Annotated in this window: 18 protein-coding genes; 3 read left to right on the top strand and 15 right to left on the bottom strand. The window is 63.2% G+C overall.

Translation table 11 applies throughout. The features are described from left to right. Positions 1-64: 64 nt before the first annotated feature. A complete protein-coding gene (locus AC2FM3_RS10110; protein WP_496681275.1) occupies positions 65-835 on the top strand; it encodes an SDR family NAD(P)-dependent oxidoreductase in 771 nt (256 codons plus the stop codon). Here the strand turns inward: AC2FM3_RS10110 and AC2FM3_RS10105 are convergent. The 10 genes from AC2FM3_RS10105 to yajC form a co-directional block, all read right to left on the bottom strand. After that, a complete protein-coding gene (locus AC2FM3_RS10105) occupies positions 774-1,313 on the bottom strand; it encodes a DsbE family thiol:disulfide interchange protein (protein ID WP_496681274.1) in 540 nt (179 codons plus the stop codon). The two genes, AC2FM3_RS10110 and AC2FM3_RS10105, sit on opposite strands and share 62 nt — an antisense overlap. Further along, positions 1,306-1,464, bottom strand: a complete 159-nt coding sequence (gene ccmD / locus AC2FM3_RS10100; RefSeq protein WP_496681272.1) for a heme exporter protein CcmD — start codon at positions 1,462-1,464, stop codon at positions 1,306-1,308. Before ccmD ends, AC2FM3_RS10105 begins: the two co-directional genes overlap by 8 nt. Further along, a complete protein-coding gene (locus AC2FM3_RS10095) occupies positions 1,461-2,234 on the bottom strand; it encodes a heme ABC transporter permease (RefSeq protein ID WP_496681269.1) in 774 nt (257 codons plus the stop codon). Before AC2FM3_RS10095 ends, ccmD begins: the two co-directional genes overlap by 4 nt. A 45-nt stretch (positions 2,235-2,279) precedes the next feature. After that, complete coding sequence (gene ccmB / locus AC2FM3_RS10090; protein ID WP_496681267.1) at positions 2,280-2,936, bottom strand: heme exporter protein CcmB; 657 nt, start codon at positions 2,934-2,936, stop codon at positions 2,280-2,282. Further along, positions 2,933-3,547, bottom strand: coding sequence for a heme ABC exporter ATP-binding protein CcmA (gene ccmA / locus AC2FM3_RS10085; protein WP_496681265.1), 615 nt, complete (start codon positions 3,545-3,547; stop codon positions 2,933-2,935). The genes ccmB and ccmA overlap by 4 nt, the downstream gene beginning before the upstream one ends. A gap of 125 nt (positions 3,548-3,672) precedes the next feature. After that, positions 3,673-4,026, bottom strand: coding sequence for an Mth938-like domain-containing protein (locus AC2FM3_RS10080; protein WP_496681264.1), 354 nt, complete (start codon positions 4,024-4,026; stop codon positions 3,673-3,675). An 8-nt stretch (positions 4,027-4,034) separates the two neighbouring features. Beyond that, the gene (locus AC2FM3_RS10075) at positions 4,035-4,793 is read right to left on the bottom strand and encodes a TSUP family transporter (RefSeq protein ID WP_496681261.1); all 759 of its coding nucleotides are present in this window, start codon (positions 4,791-4,793) and stop codon (positions 4,035-4,037) included. Beyond that, complete coding sequence (gene secF / locus AC2FM3_RS10070; protein ID WP_496681258.1) at positions 4,774-5,742, bottom strand: protein translocase subunit SecF; 969 nt, start codon at positions 5,740-5,742, stop codon at positions 4,774-4,776. Before secF ends, AC2FM3_RS10075 begins: the two co-directional genes overlap by 20 nt. Before the next feature lies 1 nt (position 5,743). Beyond that, entirely contained in the window at positions 5,744-7,405 is a 1,662-nt protein-coding gene (secD, locus tag AC2FM3_RS10065) for a protein translocase subunit SecD (RefSeq protein ID WP_496681256.1), read from the bottom strand. Between the two features lie 33 nt (positions 7,406-7,438). After that, a complete protein-coding gene (gene yajC / locus AC2FM3_RS10060) occupies positions 7,439-7,726 on the bottom strand; it encodes a preprotein translocase subunit YajC (RefSeq protein WP_073279584.1) in 288 nt (95 codons plus the stop codon). 204 nt (positions 7,727-7,930) lie between these two features. Between yajC and AC2FM3_RS10055 the strand changes: the two genes are divergently transcribed. Beyond that, positions 7,931-9,592 carry a mechanosensitive ion channel family protein gene (locus tag AC2FM3_RS10055; protein WP_496681253.1) on the top strand — a complete coding sequence of 554 codons (1,662 nt, stop codon included), beginning with the start codon at positions 7,931-7,933 and terminating at the stop codon, positions 9,590-9,592. A gap of 78 nt (positions 9,593-9,670) precedes the next feature. Further along, complete coding sequence (gene serS / locus AC2FM3_RS10050) at positions 9,671-10,963, top strand: serine--tRNA ligase (protein WP_496681252.1); 1,293 nt, start codon at positions 9,671-9,673, stop codon at positions 10,961-10,963. Between the two features lie 40 nt (positions 10,964-11,003). Here serS and AC2FM3_RS10045 read toward each other — a convergent pair whose 3' ends face one another. The 5 genes from AC2FM3_RS10045 to AC2FM3_RS10025 form a co-directional block, all read right to left on the bottom strand. After that, positions 11,004-11,513, bottom strand: a complete 510-nt coding sequence (locus tag AC2FM3_RS10045; protein ID WP_496681250.1) for a helix-hairpin-helix domain-containing protein — start codon at positions 11,511-11,513, stop codon at positions 11,004-11,006. Between the two features lie 108 nt (positions 11,514-11,621). Further along, entirely contained in the window at positions 11,622-12,608 is a 987-nt protein-coding gene (locus AC2FM3_RS10040; protein ID WP_496681249.1) for a fatty acid desaturase, read from the bottom strand. A gap of 163 nt (positions 12,609-12,771) precedes the next feature. Then, on the bottom strand, positions 12,772-14,226 hold the full coding sequence (gene der / locus AC2FM3_RS10035) for a ribosome biogenesis GTPase Der (protein ID WP_496681247.1): 1,455 nt from the start codon (positions 14,224-14,226) through the stop codon (positions 12,772-12,774). A 48-nt stretch (positions 14,227-14,274) separates the two neighbouring features. After that, the gene (locus tag AC2FM3_RS10030; protein WP_496681245.1) at positions 14,275-15,597 is read right to left on the bottom strand and encodes a PQQ-like beta-propeller repeat protein; all 1,323 of its coding nucleotides are present in this window, start codon (positions 15,595-15,597) and stop codon (positions 14,275-14,277) included. Between the two features lie 47 nt (positions 15,598-15,644). After that, positions 15,645-16,316, bottom strand: a complete 672-nt coding sequence (locus AC2FM3_RS10025) for a hypothetical protein (protein WP_496681244.1) — start codon at positions 16,314-16,316, stop codon at positions 15,645-15,647. Between the last annotated feature and the right edge of the window lie 61 nt (positions 16,317-16,377).

Genomic DNA, 16,377 nt, shown 5'->3' with positions numbered 1-16,377 from the left:
TTTTCATTTCAGGCATTTCAACTATCGCGTTGTGTTTTCTGCAGACTGCCGGTCTGTTTGCGACATGGAAAAAGTTGCATTGATAACCGGCGGCGCGCGTGGAATTGGCCGGGCCATCGCGGTTGATCTGGCCGCGGATCATCGTGTCGCCCTGACGTGGCACACGACCGAACCACAGCCCCTGCCCGATGACCGACCGGCGCTGACCCTGCACAGCAATCTGACGCAAGAAGGTCAGCCCGAAGACGTGGTGCGCCGCGTCAGCGACAGATACGGCCGGCTGGATGTCATCGTCAACAATGCCGGGCTGGTTCAGGCCACCCCGAAGGACCGGTTCAGCCAAAAGGATCACCAGGCCATTCTTGATCTCAACCTGTTGGTACCGGCCGCCCTGCTGGCCGCCGCGTTGCCTTACCTGCAGCGGGGAGCGTCGATCGTCAGTATCTCGTCCGTCAACGCCGCGCTTCCCCCGCACGACGCCGCGACCTATGGGGCCAGCAAGGCTGCGCTGAACTTGTGGACCCGCGCCATGGCGAAAGAACTGGGTCCTGACGGCATTCGCGTCAACGCGGTGGCTCCTGGAGCGATCAACATCCCCGAAGCCCCCAGACCCGACGATCTGACCGACCTGTTCGTTCAGAACACGGCGCTGGGGCGTGTTGGGACACCAGAAGACATAGCGCGCGCAGTTCGCTTTCTCGCATCCGAAGACGCGTCCTTCATCACCGGAGAGGTGCTGACCGTCTCTGGCGGTATCGCCTGTAGCCCCGGCGCTACTGCGCGGCGGCTTTCTCCAGCGCCGGGCGAATGGTGTTTTCGATCACGCGCTGGGTGATCGGGCCGGCAAACCGCAGGATGATCGTGCCGTCACCGTCGATCACGTAGGTCTCGGGCACGCCGTAGACGCCCCAGTCCAACCCCATGCGGCCGTTTTCATCGCGCCCGATGGCGGCATAGGGATCGCCCAGCTCGGCCAGGAACGCATCGGCATTGGCAAGCTTGTCTTTGTAGTTGATGCCGTAGACCGGAATACCTTCCTGCGCCAGTTTCTCGAGGTTCGGATGCTCGGCACGGCAGGGTGCACACCAGCTGGCCCAATAGTTCACCAGCTTGACCTGACCGTCGCGCAGGGTTGCGTCGTCGAACCCCTGTTTGCCCGGAAACTCGGTCAGGACAACGGGCGGCGCGGGCTGGCCTTCGCGGGCCGAGGGCAGCGCGTTGGGATCTTCGCGGAACATGCCGATGGCCGCCAGCACGGCGAAGGCGCCGAAAATCAGGGGCGGAGCAATCATCAAGGGCGAGATCTTAGCCATTGCGCGACACCCTCTGTTCGATCTTTTCCATCTCGGCCCGAACCTTGCGCCCACGCAGGATGCTGAAAACCACCAGCGCCACCAGCAGGACGATCGAGGCCGCGTAGGAGGACAGAACCGTTTCGGCGTATTTTCCCAGATCAGGCATCATCCGTTTACCCTTTCCCTTGCCAGCAGCGCCTTGATGCGCCGCGCGCGGATTTCGGTGCCGGTCCGATACAGGACCAGCGCGATGAACAGCAGCACGAAGCCGATGATGCAGGTCAGCAGCGGGTAGAAGAACACGTTGCTGACCTTTTCCTCGGTATCCGTGCCGGTGACCGCCCCGACCCGCATGACCGAGGCACCCTGATGCAGGCCTTGATTCCAGAAATTGACCGCATAGCGGCTGAGGAAGGCAAAGACCGAACCGACCAGACATAGGACCGAGGTCAGGTCGGCCGCAGTATCCGGATCATCGATCGCCTCCCACAGGGCGACGTAGCCCAAATAGAAAAGGAACAGGATCAGGAACGAGGTCAGGCGCGGATCCCAGGCCCACCAGGTGCCCCACATGGGCTGTCCCCAGATGGCCCCGGTCGCCAGCGCGATCAGCGTCATTACGATGCCTACCGGCGCGGCGGCGCGTGCTGCAAGCGCGCTGACATGGTGACGGCGCACCAGCCAGACCAGCGACGTGACCAGCATCATAATCCAGCAATTGATCGCCATCAGGGCCGATGGCACATGCAGGTAGATGATCTTGACCGTCGACCCTTGCTTGTAGTCGTCAGGCGTGAAGAAAAAACCCCAGACAAGACCGATCACCAGACAGACGGCAGAGCTGATCCAGAAGAACGGCAGCACGCGCTCGGTCGTGGTGAGGAACTTCTTGGGGTTTGCGTATTCCCAGAGGGCGTTGGCTTTGGATGCTATGGACATGTCGCTTATCTAGTCCGTCTCGGGGCGGTTCTCAATTGACATCGGTCAACGCAGATTGACGCGGAGAACCGCGGCGCTGGCAAAGGGCAGCAGGGCGATGGTTGCGGCGGTGATCCCGGCCAGCATCAGCAGAGGCGTGGCGGTCTCCATCCCGGTGGCGCCGCGACGGGCCACCTCGGCTCCGAAGATCAGCGTGGGCACGTAAAGCGGCAGCACCAGCAGCGACAGCAGAAGGCCGCCGCGCTTGAGCCCCACGGTCAGGGCTGCGCCGAAAGTGCCGATCACGCTGAGCGCGGGCGTGCCGATCAACAGCGAGACGACCAGCCAGCCAAAACCGGGGCCAGGCAGGTTCAGCAGCACCCCAAGCACTGGCGCGGCCAGCACCAGCGGCAGACCGGTGGTGATCCAATGTGCCAAGGCCTTGATCGCGGCCACCGACTCCAGCGGCAGCGGCGCGGTGGCCAGCAGGTCCAGCGACCCGTCCTCCCAATCCAAGGCCAGCAGGCGATCGAGCGACAGCAGACATGCCAGCAATGCACCCAGCCACAGCACCCCCGGCGCGATGGTCGCCAACAGCGAGGATTGGGGGCCCACTGAAAACGGGACCAGAACGGTGACGATCAGGAAGAAGGCCAGCCCGAGGCCGAACCCTCCGCCCGCGCGGAAGGACAGTTTCAGGTCACGCAACAGCAGGGCGATCACAGGAAGCCTCCGTCGAAGTCATCCAGCGCCTTGGGGCGCGCCTTGTTGGGGCCGACATCCAAGACCTCACCATCGAGGCCCAGGTCGATATGGGTGGCAATCAGGGCCGAGCCGCCCTGCCCCAGATGCGCCCGCACCGCATCGGCGAACATCGCCACCGCGGTCTTGTCCAGTGACACGGTGGGTTCGTCCAGCATCCAGATCGGGCGGCCGGTCACCAGCATTCGGGCCAAACCCAGCCGGCGTTTCTGACCCGCCGACAGGTTGCCTGCGTGACGATCAGCTAGTTCGTTCAGCCCAAAGGCATCCAGCGCGGGCTGGATGTCGCGCGTGCCAAAGACCGAGGCCCAGAAGGTCAGGTTCTCGGTCACGGTCAGGGTGGGTTTCAGCCCGTCGGAATGGGCGGCATAGGCGATCCGGTCCTCTGCCCCCTCGATCCGGCCCGAGAGCGGCTGTTGCAGCCCGGCCAGCGTGCGCAGGAGGGTGGTCTTGCCGATCCCGTTCGGGCCGCGCAGGATCAGCGCCTTGCCCGGGGGTAGCGCGAAACTGAGGCCTTCGAGCACAGGGAGGCCCCCTCGGGCGATGGCAAGGTCGGTCACGGTCAGTGTCATGAGACCCGCTTATCCGATTGGTTGCGGGGGAAAAAGGACGGATTTGCCGCAGGGCCTGTTGGCGGGTGGGATGTGAGGGGCCAGCCCCTCACGCACCCCGGGATATTTGGGGCCAAATGAAGGGGTCAGACTGGCAACAGGGCCAGAGCGATCCGGCGGCCTTCGGACAACAGCACGTTGTAGGTGCGGCAGGCGGCGGGCGAGTTCATGATCTCAACCCCGATGCCGGCCTCCTCGAGGGCTGTGCGCAATTCGAACGGGATCTGCGACAGATCGGCGCCGGTGCCGATGAACAGCACGTCAATCTGCGCGGCGAGTCCCAGCAAGGGCGCCGGGTCCTGCAGGCCTGACCAAGGGCCGGTTCCGCTGGGGCCCGTCAGGACGGCGCCGTGGAACACCTGACCGCCGATGCGGAAGAATCCGGGGCCGTAGCCGTCTATTGGGGCGGCGTCGGTGAAAGTGATCTCGTTCAAGCGCATAAGGTCTTTTAGCCCCAAAGCGGCAGGCCCGACAAGGCCGATGCGGCGATGGCGACATAGGCAATAGCGCGGTAGAGGCGGTCTCGCGTCGGACGGAACAGCCATCCGCCCAGCCAATTGCCCAGCAAGTTCGGGATCGCAAGCGCCAGGCCCAGCGCGGTCGTTGCAACCGTGAGGCGGCCCATCAAGCCGAGATATCCGAAGATCAGGAAATCGAAGGCAAACAGAAACAGAAGAACCGTCGCGCGAATGACCGCCACCGGCAGCGGCCGCGACATGTAGAACAGGATGACGGCAGGCCCGGGCAACCCCGCGACACCACCGAGGAAGCCCGCCGCCGCGCCGATGGCCGTGACCATGCCACGCCGGACCGGTCCGGTGTAGCGCAGGCCAAGGACCAGCGCCGCCAGCATGGAAAGACTGAGCGTGCTGACAGTATATCGGAACACCTCGGGCGGGACCTGCGACAGCACCCACAGACCCACCGGCAAGGTCAGGGCGCATCCCGTGATCAGCCGTGTCAGATCGGAGCGTTCGACATGGGCCCAGGCGCGGCGCAGGTTCGGCAGAGGGCCAAACACATCCATGCAGGTCAGGGCGATCAGGGCGCCGAACGGACCCAGATGCGGCGTCGCGAGGGGCAGAAAAACCAGCGCGGTGCCAAACCCAGTGAACCCGCGTACGATGCCGCCCAGAAGCGCCGCAAAAACGACAATGGCCAGCCCCTCAGGGGGCTGGCCGAACAGATCAGGCGTCGATATTGGCAAACTGGTTTCCGGCCGTGTTCGACGGCTTGGACCAGTCACGTTTGACCCCCAGCCACAGCAGGATGGTCGAGGCCACGAAGACCGACGAATAGGTCCCCACGATCACGCCCCAGATCATTGCGAAGACGAACCCACGGATCACGTCGCCGCCCAGGACATAGAGCGAGATCAGCGCCAACAGGGTGGTGACCGAGGTCATCACCGTCCGGCTGAGAGTCTCGTTGATCGAGAGGTTCAGAACCTCTTTCAGGTCTTTTTTCTTGTATTTGCGCAGATTCTCGCGCACCCGGTCGAACACGACCACGGTGTCGTTCAGCGAATAGCCGACGATTGTCAGCAGGGCCGCGATGATCGCCAGATCGAAGCGGATCTGCAGTTCCGAGAAGATGCCGATCGTCAGCAGCACGTCATGCACCAGCGCGGCCACAGCACCCAGCGCGAACTGCCATTCGAAGCGCAGCCAGATGTAGACCAGCACCGCCCCGATCGCCAGAACCACGGCGATCACGGCGGTCTGGATCAACTCGCCCGAGACCTTGGGACCCACCGATTCGACTGACACGAACTGGATATCGGGCACGACGGCCCGCAACGCATCTTCGACCGCGGTGATGGTCGCGGCCGAGACGGCCTCGGCGTCGTCCTGTGCCTGAATGCGGATCATGGCCACGTTTTCATCCGGGCCGAAGGTGGGATCAAACACTTCGGTGATCGACACGTCGCCCAGGCCCAGCGGGGTGATCGCATCCCGGTACAGACCCACATCGATTTCCTGCGCACTTTGCGTACGGATCGTGGTGCCGCCGCGGAAGTCGATGCCAAAGTTCAGGCCCTGGAGCAGGAACGACGTGAAGGCGATGACCATCATCAGCCCCGAGATGCCCAGCCACAGCTTCCAGCGGCTGAAAAAATCGAACGAGGTGCTTTCGGGTACGAGTTTCAGTCTCATGTCAAACCTCGATCGTTTTCGGGCGGCGGCGCTCGAACCACATGACCACCATCAAGCGCGTCACGAAGATCGCGGTGAACACCGACGTCAGGATGCCCAGGCCCAATGTGATGGCAAAGCCGCGTACCGGACCACTGCCCATGGCGAACAGGATCACGGCGGTGATAAAAGTGGTGACGTTGGCGTCCAAAATGGCCGACAGCGCCTTTTCATAGCCCAGCTCGATCGCGCGGGCGGGGCCTTTCGACGATTTCAGTTCCTCGCGGATGCGCTCGAAGATCAGAACGTTGGCGTCCACCGCCATGCCCACCGTCAGAACGATGCCCGCAATGCCCGGCAGGGTCAGCGTTGCCCCGATCAGGGACAGAAGGCCAAAGATCAAGCCCACGTTGATCAGCAGCGCGATGTTGGCGAAGATGCCGAATAGGCCATAGCTGAGGGCCATGAAGACCAGCACCGCCGCGAAAGCAACGATGGTGGCCACCTTGCCCGCCTCGATGCTGTCCTGCCCCAATTCGGGGCCGATGGTGCGTTCTTCCAGGAACTCCAGCCCCGCGGGCAGTGCACCGGCTCGCAGCAGGACGGCCAGGTTGGTGCTTTCCTCGACGGTGAAATTGCCGGTGATGATGCCCGAGCCGCCGGGGATGTGGCTCTGGATGACCGGGGCCGAGATGACTTCGTCGTCCAGCACGATGGCGAAGGGCGCGCCGATATTGTCACGGGTATAGTCGCCGAACTTTCGCGCACCCGTAGTATTGAACCGGAAACTGACGGCCGGGCGACCGTTCTGGTCGAAGGACGGCTGCGCGTCCACCAGTTCCTCGCCAGTCACGACGGGGGCGGCCTCGATGGTGTAGTAAACGCCGTTTTCGTCGATCGAGGGCACGACCTTTTCGCCGATGCCCGCCGGGGCGTCAGGGTCCGTCCCGCGCGAGACCACGGGGTTGAAGGTCAACTGTGCGGTGGTGCCGATGATCTCTTTCAGCTCGCTGGCGCTGCCGATTCCGGGCACCTGGATCAGGATTCGGTCGGTGCCCTGGCGCTGGATCGTGGGTTCGCGGGTACCGACCTCGTCGATCCGGCGGCGCACGATCTCCAGCGCCTGGCGCACGGTGCGATCGTCAGAGGCCAGTTTCTCGGCCTCGGACAATTGCACCACGATGGTGTCGCCCTCGGCGCGTACGTCGATATCGGTGGCGCCCGCCCCGGTCAGGGATTGGATCGGGCGGGCCAGGCCACGCACCACCTCCAATGCGCGGGGCATGCCTTCGGGCTGACTGATGCGGACGCGAATCTCATCGGGCTCTGACGGCTGCCGACGGATGGTGCCGACCTCGGAGCGCACGTCGCGCAGCGCGTTGCGGATTTCCGGCCACATGGCCTCCATCCGGGTTTCGTACACGTCGCTGACTTGCACTTCGGCCAACAGATGCGCACCGCCGCGCAGATCAAGCCCAAGGTTGACCAGCGACGAGGGCATCCAATTCGGCCATTGCGCGGCCTGCGTCTGCATCTCAAGGGTGTCGTTACCCAACTCAATAGCCGCCTTGGCGTCGTTCGATTGCTCGACCCGCGTGTAGAAGGCGTTCGGCAGGGCCAACAGCAAGCCAACCACGCAGACCAGCCAGATCAGGACCCGCTTCCAGGTGTCAATTTGCAGCATTACCCTGCCTTTTCCGTCGATTGTCGCGCGAAGTTATTTCGCCGGCTCGGTCTTGTTCAGAACCTGAGCGATGGTCGATTTGATCACGCGGACCTTCACGCCATCGGCGATTTCGACCTCGATCTCGTTCTCGCCTTCCTTGACCTTCGACACCTTGCCGATCAGGCCGCCCTGCGTGACCACCTGATCGCCACGGCGCACGGCCTCGACCATGGCCTGATGTTCCTTCATCTTCTTCTGCTGCGGACGGATCAGCAGGAAGTACATGATCGCAAAGATCAGAATGAGCGGGAGAAACTGGGCGATTGCGCCACCTTCCATGGGATATTCCTTTTTTCTTGAGGTCGCGGTCGGAGCGCCGCGAATTTGGCGGGAAACTATGCCCTGCAATCGACCTTTGCAAGCAACGCCGCCGCGGATTCGCGCGGACATGGGGCAACGGCAGGGCACACCAAGGCAAAACGTTGCAGGAATACACTATGAACACGATTCGCCTCAGCTATATTCGAGCCGAGTGGAGGGCCCATGCGACATTTTTTCAAACCGCTGTTCAGATTGGCTCTTTTGCTGTGCACCCTCACCCTGACAGCGGTGGAGTCGCCCCCTGCCACCGCGCAAGAGGCCCCGCCCCAGCCTACCGATGCCGAGATCGCACAGGCCGAAGCATTCCGGGCCCCGGTGATCGTGGACGGCGATACGCTGTTTCACATTCGTGGGTCCAGCGCCCTGCCCGCCCCCGAACGGGCCGAGAACATCCAGAACACCATCGTCACCGTGGCCGAGTCGTCGGACCGGCCTGACGTCAGCATCACCTTCGAAGAAACCGAGCTAGGCACCCGCATCCTGGCCGATGGGGTGATTGTCACGATCGTCACCGAGGCAGATGCCGAACTGGATCAGATTGACCTGAAGGTCTTGACCGCCCTGCATGCCGATGCGATCCGCGAGGCGATCCGGTCTTATCGCGCCAACCGCACCGACGAGGCGCGCGTGTCCAGTGCGATCGAGGCCGGTGCCTGGACGCTGGGCTTTGCGGTGTTTGTCGTGACCATCCTGTGGCTACACCGGCGCATCCGACGCCGCACCTTGAGTGTTGTCCGGCGCTATCTGCGCGATGTCGAGGAAGCCACCGCCAAAAGCGTACAGGCCGAGGCCATCGCCGCCCTGATCCGGTACGCGCTGAGCTTCGTGCTTTTGGTCATCTTTTTCCTGGGCTTCTACTATTACCTGTCCTTCGTCCTTCTGGCTTTTGCCGAGACCCGGTATTTCGCCAATTTGCTGCTCACCTATCTGACCGAACCCGTGCTGCTGATCTTCAGGGGTATCATCAGCTATGTCCCGAACCTGATCATGCTGGCGCTGATCGCCTGGGTGACGATGTACATCATCAAGGGCATGCGCGTGTTCTTCGACGCGGTCGAAGCGGGAACCTTCGACTTGGGCGATTTCGAGAAACACTGGGTCAACCCCACGTTCAATATCGCCCGCGTCGTGGTGATCCTGATCGCGCTGGTCTTTGCCGTGCCCTACATACCGGGCTCGGATTCGGCAGCCTTCCAAGGGCTGACGATCCTGGTGGGCGCGATGCTGTCGCTGGGCGCGAATTCTGTGGTCAGCAACATGCTGGCGGGGCTGTTCGTGATCTACCGCCGGTCGACCTCGATCGGGGACCGCATCCAGATCGGCGACCATATCGGCGACGTCGTGCAGATCAAACTGATGGAAACCCATCTGAAATCCATCAAGAACGAATTGATCTCGATCCCTAATGCGCAACTGATGAACTCAGACGTGATCAATTTCTCCAAACCGACCGACGGCAACGGCCTTTTGGTGCACACCACCGTAGGGATCGGCTATGAGGAACCGCCCGAAATGATCGAGGCGATGCTGATCGAGGCGGCGCGGCGCACCAAGGGGCTCAAGGCCCGCCCAGCCCCGTTCGTTCTGTGGGCCGCGCTGGCCGACTATGCCATCAACTACCAGATCAACGCCTATACGACCCGCGGCAATTCGATCCCCAGGATACGCTCGGATCTCCACCGCAACATCGTGGCGGTGTTCAATGAAAACGGCGTGCAGATCATGACCCCGTCCTACATGGCCGATCCGCCCGAACCCAAGATTCCCTCGGCGCCATGGGATGGCCACCTTGCGCATGAAGCGCGCGAAGACACAGAGGATTGAGGCCAATCCGGTGCTACACCCCGCGCGCCAGATGGTGCATAAGCGGGCAAAGTGATTCATTTGCCAGGGATCTGAGCCATGCATGACATCCGCGCAATCCGCGAAAACCCAGCCGCTTTCGACGCTGCCCTTGCCCGCCGGGGCGAAGCGCCGATCTCGGCCGAGCTGTTGCGCTTGGATGAAGCCCGCCGCGCCAAGATCCTGGCCGCCGAAACCGCTCAGGCCGAGCAGAACAAGGCGAGCAAGGAAGTGGGCGCCGCCAAGGCCCGCGGCGACGAGGCCGAGTTCCAGCGCCTGCGCGCGCTGGTGGCCGAGAAGAAGGCCGAGATCGCCCGCATGCAGACCGAGGCCAAGGATCTGGACGCCATGCTGGCCGACAAGCTGTCGCGCATCCCCAACCTGCCCGCCGAGGACGTGCCGGACGGCAAGGACGAAAACGACAATGTCGAGGTGAACCGCTGGGGCACCCCGCCCGAATTCAATTTCGACGCCAAAGAGCATTTCGAGATCGAAGCGGTCCAGAATGGCATGGATTTCGAAACCGCGGCCAAGCTGGCGGGCTCGCGTTTCGTGCTGCTTTCGGGGGGCGTCGCGCGCATTCACCGGGCTCTGGCGCAGTTCATGCTGGACACGCATATCAACGAGAACGGCCTGACCGAGGTGAACGCCCCGGTTCTGGTTCTGTCCGAGATGATGATGGGCACCGGCCAGTTGCCGAAATTCGGCGAGGATAGCTATCAGACCCGCGAGGGGTGGTGGCTGATTCCGACCTCCGAAGTGTCGCTGACCAACATCGTCAACGACACGATGATCGAGGAAAGCTATCTGCCGCGCCGCTACACCGCGCATTCGCTGTGCTTCCGCTCCGAGGCTGGTTCGGCCGGCAAGGACACGCGCGGGATGCTGCGACAGCACCAGTTCGAGAAGGTCGAGATGGTCTCGGTCACGCATCCGGACAAGTCGGACGAAGAGCAAAAGCGCATGCTGCGCTGCGCCGAGGGTATCCTGGAAAAGCTGGGCGTGCCCTATCGCACCGTGATTCTGTGCACCGGCGACATGGGCTTTGGCGCGCGCCGCACCTATGACATCGAGGCCTGGCTGCCGGGTCAGAACACCTATCGCGAGATCAGCTCGGTTTCCACCTGCGGTGATTTCCAGGCCCGCCGGATGAATGCGCGCTTCCGCCCCGAGGGCGGCGGCAAGCCGGAATACGTGCACACACTGAACGGCTCGGGGCTGGCCGTGGGGCGCTGCCTGATCGCAGTTTTGGAAAACGGCCAGCAGGCCGACGGGACCGTGGTCCTGCCCCAGGTGCTGGCCCCCTATCTGGGTGGCAAGCTGACCCTACAAAAGGACGGCACGCTGGCCTGATCCGACACGGATCGCGACCTGACGACAGAAGGCGGAGAAGTTATTTCTTCTTCGCCTTTTTCTTTTCTTTCTTGGATTTCTTGGACTTACCGTCCTTTTTTGACGCCTTGCCGTCTTTCTTCGACTTCTTGTCCTTTTTTGTCTTGGACTTGATCTTTTCTTTGGCTTTCTGGATTGCCGCCTCCATCTCCTTCTTCTTTTTGGCGGCTTTCTCGGCTTTGGCCTTGGCCTTGGCTTTCTTGCGGGCCTTGGCGTCCGCGGCGGCTTTCTCGGCGTCGTCTTCAGCGACTTGCGTCGGTGCCTGTGACTTGCCTGAAACCGCGCGGCCCGAGTTCGGCCTCGGCTTGGTTGTTGTTCGGGCGTTTGGCTTGGCGGGCGTTGCGCCATCTGAAACCGCTTGGTTTGCAGCCAAGATCAGTGCTTGCGCGCGCCGTTTGCCGATACGCGGAACAGCGATCAGGTTTTCAGGATCAGCGCTGGCAAGGTCCTGCGCGGTCTTGATTCCCTGACGTGACAGCTCCTGACCCAAAGCCTTGCCCACACCACGCACGTTCGTCACTGCTGTCATTCAAATGTCCTTTCAAGTTCGAGGGCAGCGATCCAGTCCGCGCGCCATGCCAAACACTACGCCCAACGGATGGCATCTGCGGCCCGAATATCAATTGACGGGTGCGAAGCTGCCCGAGTTGTTCTTTTTTGGGAATGGAACCAAACGCTTTGCATCTTCGTCCCAAAGTTTCAGGTTCAGCGCGGCCAGGGCCTCGGGGAACTTGATCCGGCGCGGCGTGTATTCCTCCGGCAGGTTGTAGTGGCAGGCTCGCAACCGATAGGACGGGATGCGCGCGTTGAAGTGGTGGATGTCGTGCAAGGTGATGCAAGCCACCGCCATGTCGAACCACCATCCGAAATCCAGCGCCGACGACCCCTGCAGCGCCGCAAGCTGCGGATCCAGATCCGGGCGGCGATCCCAGTAGGTATCCTCGAAATTGTGCTGCAGATACACCAGGAACACGCCCAGCATGCCGCCCAACAGTGAAAACACCAGCCAGACCAGAATGCCGGTCAGCCCGGCAATCCAGTAAAGCAACCCGAGGAACACCACGATCGACAGGTTGTGCAGCAGCACGCCGCGCACCCCGAACCGCATCGTGTTCTTGGGCCAGCGATAGCGGATGAAATAGGTGAACAACGCCCCGACCGGCACGAGGATGAACGGGTTTCGGTACAGACGATAAAACAGCCGCGTCTTCCAGTCGGCCGCGTTCCATTCGCGCAGGGTCATGGTGTGGATCTCACCGGTTTCGCGATGTTCCAGATTGCCGATGCCCGCATGGTGCAGATTGTGGTTCTGTTTCATCACCTCGAACGGCGCAAAGGTGAACGGCGACAGGACATGGCCGGCCCATTCGTTCTGCCGTCGGGTTTCAAACAGAGAATGATGCCCGCAGTCGTGCTGCAGCACGTACAGCCGAACGGCGGAAAACGCGAACACCACCCCGGCCGGGATCAGGATGTACCAGCGGTCGACATGGGCGATCGCCAGCGCCAGCGACGCGAAATAAACCGCAAAGGTTCCAAAGTAACTCAGTGCAGCAAGCCGATTGTCCTGCACCGCATATTGCCTTGTGTACTCTCTCAGATCCATCCAGCCCGCTCCCCACGATGGTCCGGTTCAATAGTTCCTTCGAAAACAAGCACGCGAGTCCCGCGCACAAGCTGCACGCGAAATGGGTGCGCACCAGCAAATGCTAGCGCGATGTGTGGGGCCTGTCACGTCCCACACCTGAAAATGCATAAAATTGGCGCGGTTACGCCCTGCCCTTGAGATGTTTGGCCAGCGCGCCGGCATTTTTCTTTCGCCGGCCCTTGTACGGGTTCTTGTCCCCCTGGCCGCGCAGGGTCAGACGGATCGGGGTGCCGGGCATGTCGAAATCATCGCGCAGGCCGTTGACCAGATAGCGCGTATAGCTGGCCGGCATCTTGTCGGGGTGCGAGCACATCACCACGAACCCCGGCGGGCGGGTCTTGGCCTGGGTCATGTAACGCAGCTTGATCCGGCGACCCTGCGGGGCGGGCGGCGGGTGCTGTTCCAGCATCGCCGTCAGCCAGCGGTTCAGGGCCGCGGTCGGAATGCGGCGGTTCCAGACATCATGGGCGCGCAGGATCGCGTCGTGCAGGCGGTCCAGCCCGCGCCCGGTCTTGGCCGAGACCGTCACCAGCGGCGCGCCGCGCAGTTGCGGTAGCAGGCGCTCGAAGGCCTCCTTGAGCTCGCGCAGCTTTTCCTGCTTGTGCTCTTCGACGTCCCACTTGTTGACCGCGACCACCACGGCGCGGCCCTCGCGCTCGGCCAGGTCGGCGATGCGCAAATCCTGCTGTTCGAACGGGATCGCGGCGTCCAGCAGCACCACGACGACCTCGGCGAATTTGACGGCGCGCAGCCCGTCCGAGACCGACAGCTTTTCCAGCTTTTCCTGAACTTTGGCCTTCTTGCGCATTCCTGCAGTGTCAAAGATGCGCATGGGCGTGCCGTTCCAGTCGATGCGCAGGCTGATTGCATCGCGGGTGATCCCGGCCTCGGGGCCGGTCAGCAGACGGTCTTCGCCCAAGATCTTGTTGATCAACGTAGACTTGCCCGCATTGGGTCGGCCGACCACGGCCACTTGCAGAGGCTTCGCGGCGGTGATCGCGGGGGTCTCGCCCTCGGTCTCTCCGGCCTCGTCCAGATCAACGTCGGTATCGGGGGCCTCCTCGGCCTGCTTTTCCTCCATAGCGTCGGCCAAAGGCATCAACGCAGCGTAGAGGTCGGTCATGCCCTCGCCATGTTCCCCCGACAAACGGATCGGCTCGCCCAGTCCAAGGCCATAGGCCTCGAGCACGCCAGCATCGGCCGCCGCGCCCTCGGCCTTGTTGGCCGCCAGGATCACGTGCTTTGAGCGTTTGCGCAGGATCTCGGCGAACAGCTCGTCGGTGGGGGTGACGCCCGTGCGCGCGTCGATCATGAACAGGCAGACATCGGCCATATCCACCGCGCGTTCGGTCAGGCGCCGCATCCGGCCCTGAAGGCTGTCGTCAGTGGCGTCCTCCAGCCCCGCGGTGTCGATCACGGTAAAGCGCAGGTCGCCCAGCCGCCCCTCGCCCTCGCGGAGGTCGCGGGTGACGCCGGGCTGGTCATCGACCAGCGCAAGGCGCTTGCCCACAAGGCGGTTGAACAGGGTGGATTTGCCCACATTGGGGCGCCCCACGATGGCGAGGGTCAAAGACATGATACTCAACTTTCAAGACTCAGACGCGCCCTTTAGCGCATCTTGCCGTCAACGGAAAGCGTGCAGTTGCCCCTTGGTCGAAACCACATAGAGGGTCTGCCCGGCAACGACCGGGGTCGTGGTGGCGCCGCCCGGCACCTCGACCTGGTGCACCAGGGCACCGTCCACCGGATTGAAGAACCGCAAATACCCGTCATTCGAAGCGACGACGATCCGACTGCCGGCCATGATCGGGCCGTAATGCGCGTAGATCGGGCCACGCTTGCCGGGCTTGTCCTTGACGAAGCCCGGAAGATCAACGGCCCAGATCACCGAACCGTCGGCGGCATCGAGCCGCACCAGTTGGCTGCGGTCGCTGATCAGGAACACGCTGTTGCCGGCCGGCCAGACGGTATCGACCGCGCCCTCGAAAGCCGTCCACTTGCGCTCGCCGGATTCGGCCTCGAGCGCGACGGTGCGGCCGGAATGGTTGCCGATATAGATCGTGTTTCCTGCCACGATCGGCCCGCCGGTCACATCCAGGATCTGCGCCGCGGCGCGCCCGCGCCGCCCACCGGCGACCGAGCTGTTCCAGCGGCGGATGCCGCCCTTGCGGAAGGCCGCGGCGACGTCGCCGGACCCGAAGGCAAAGACCGCGAATTCCGAGGCCAGCACCGGCGCCGGCGCCCCCAAAACGTTGCCAACGCTGGGGATGCCCTCGATCTGCCACAGAACGCGCCCGTCCTTTATGTCGATGGCCCAGCCGGTCTGGTCTCCGGCGACCAGATACAGCAGACCGCCGGACACCAGCGGTGCGCCGCTGCCGGTCGCGTCCAGTTTCTGCTGCCAGCGGATCGCGCCCGTCTTGGTGTCAAGCGCCGTCAGCCGGCCAAAGCCCGACGAGACGTACAGAACGCCGTCGGCATGGGCCAGACCGCCACCGGTGGCCTGATCGTCCCGCTCGGTCGGCGGTACCAGGTTGGTGCTCCACGCCACCTGCCCCTGCGGGGACACCGCTGAGACCGTCGCACCGGAATCCAACGTGTAGATCAGGCCGCCCGCCACCACCGGCTCGGCTGTGATACGCTGCTTGCGCCCATCACCTTTGCCGATATCGACGGACCAGACACGCTGAGGTGTGGCCGACAGCGCCGCATTCGTGGTGCGGAAGGACTGGGTGCCGGGGCTTTGCGCCCAAGCAGTGTTGCGCTGCGATGCAGGCAGGCTGATCGGTTTGGCCCCGCTGCGCTGGACGGTTTCAAGATCCTGGGACGGGCGGATGTCTTCGCGCTCTCCGGGCAGGATGACTTCGGGCTCTTCGCAGGCACTCAAAGCAGTCAGGGCGATTGCCGCAACCGTCAAGCCAACGCGGGAAATAAGTGGTTTTGACATGGAAATCGGTACTCGCCTGTCTTGCGTTGCGTGCTGGCTGTCGCGCCTCAACCCTGTTGAGCCACGACCGGTTCGGGCGTGCCGCCCAGTGCAACGATCAGTTGCCCGGCCCGCTGCCGGATTTCGGTTCCGGCCTCGGCATCCTGGCGCAAAGCCTGCAGCCGGTCCAGCGCGGCCTGTACGTCACCCTCGGCGACGTCGATCAGGGCCAGCTGCTCTTGGGCCAGCAGGCGCAAAGGCGCGCCCGGCACGGCCAGCGCCTCGAACTGCTGACGCCGATCCGCCGCCGGCAAGGTATCGGCCTGCAGCAACAGCGCCTTGAAGCTAGCGATCGCGCGATAGATCTCTGGCAGGTCACCCTGTACGGCGATGGCGTTCAGACGCTCGACCGCTTGGGGAACCGACCCCGCCTCGGCCCGCGAGGCCGACAGAAGGAAGTTCACCACCGCGTCGCCGCCGGGCGCATGGGCCTCGATCCCCTCGAGCGTCGCCGCGCGGTCCGCGGGTTCGTTCTGAACCATCGCCGCCACAATCGCGTCGCCCAGATCCTGGGCCTGAGCGGTGCTGCGGGCCTTGCGGTATTCGTTGAAGGCGGCGCCCCCGACGATCAGCACCACCAAGGCCACGCCGACCCAGCCCCACCGGCGCAACAGCATGTAAAGCCTGTCGCGGCGCACCTCTTCGGTGACTTCATCAATGAAACTGTCGACGTCGCTCATTCCTGCCCCCGGGGGATTTCGTCATCTGTCTGGCGACATGTCATACCCCGCCGCCACCATC

The sequence above is a fragment of the Ruegeria sp. BHSB172 genome (assembly GCF_059613165.1).
The sequence above is the reverse complement of the archived record's forward strand: the minus strand, read 5'-3'. Positions and strand labels throughout refer to the sequence as shown.

Excerpts from the sequence above, each read along its gene's own strand:
- AC2FM3_RS10110 (WP_496681275.1), top strand. The coding sequence starts at position 65 with ATGGAAAAAGTTGCATTGATAACCGGCGGCGCGCGTGGAATTGGCCGG.
- AC2FM3_RS10105 (WP_496681274.1), bottom strand. The coding sequence starts at position 1,313 with ATGGCTAAGATCTCGCCCTTGATGATTGCTCCGCCCCTGATTTTCGGC.
- ccmD (WP_496681272.1), bottom strand. The coding sequence starts at position 1,464 with ATGATGCCTGATCTGGGAAAATACGCCGAAACGGTTCTGTCCTCCTAC.
- AC2FM3_RS10095 (WP_496681269.1), bottom strand. The coding sequence starts at position 2,234 with ATGTCCATAGCATCCAAAGCCAACGCCCTCTGGGAATACGCAAACCCC.
- ccmA (WP_496681265.1), bottom strand. The coding sequence starts at position 3,547 with ATGACACTGACCGTGACCGACCTTGCCATCGCCCGAGGGGGCCTCCCT.
- AC2FM3_RS10080 (WP_496681264.1), bottom strand. The coding sequence starts at position 4,026 with ATGCGCTTGAACGAGATCACTTTCACCGACGCCGCCCCAATAGACGGC.
- secF (WP_496681258.1), bottom strand. The coding sequence starts at position 5,742 with ATGAGACTGAAACTCGTACCCGAAAGCACCTCGTTCGATTTTTTCAGC.
- secD (WP_496681256.1), bottom strand. The coding sequence starts at position 7,405 with ATGCTGCAAATTGACACCTGGAAGCGGGTCCTGATCTGGCTGGTCTGC.
- yajC (WP_073279584.1), bottom strand. The coding sequence starts at position 7,726 with ATGGAAGGTGGCGCAATCGCCCAGTTTCTCCCGCTCATTCTGATCTTT.
- AC2FM3_RS10055 (WP_496681253.1), top strand. The coding sequence starts at position 7,931 with ATGCGACATTTTTTCAAACCGCTGTTCAGATTGGCTCTTTTGCTGTGC.
- serS (WP_496681252.1), top strand. The coding sequence starts at position 9,671 with ATGCATGACATCCGCGCAATCCGCGAAAACCCAGCCGCTTTCGACGCT.
- AC2FM3_RS10040 (WP_496681249.1), bottom strand. The coding sequence starts at position 12,608 with ATGGATCTGAGAGAGTACACAAGGCAATATGCGGTGCAGGACAATCGG.
- der (WP_496681247.1), bottom strand. The coding sequence starts at position 14,226 with ATGTCTTTGACCCTCGCCATCGTGGGGCGCCCCAATGTGGGCAAATCC.
- AC2FM3_RS10030 (WP_496681245.1), bottom strand. The coding sequence starts at position 15,597 with ATGTCAAAACCACTTATTTCCCGCGTTGGCTTGACGGTTGCGGCAATC.
- AC2FM3_RS10025 (WP_496681244.1), bottom strand. The coding sequence starts at position 16,316 with ATGAGCGACGTCGACAGTTTCATTGATGAAGTCACCGAAGAGGTGCGC.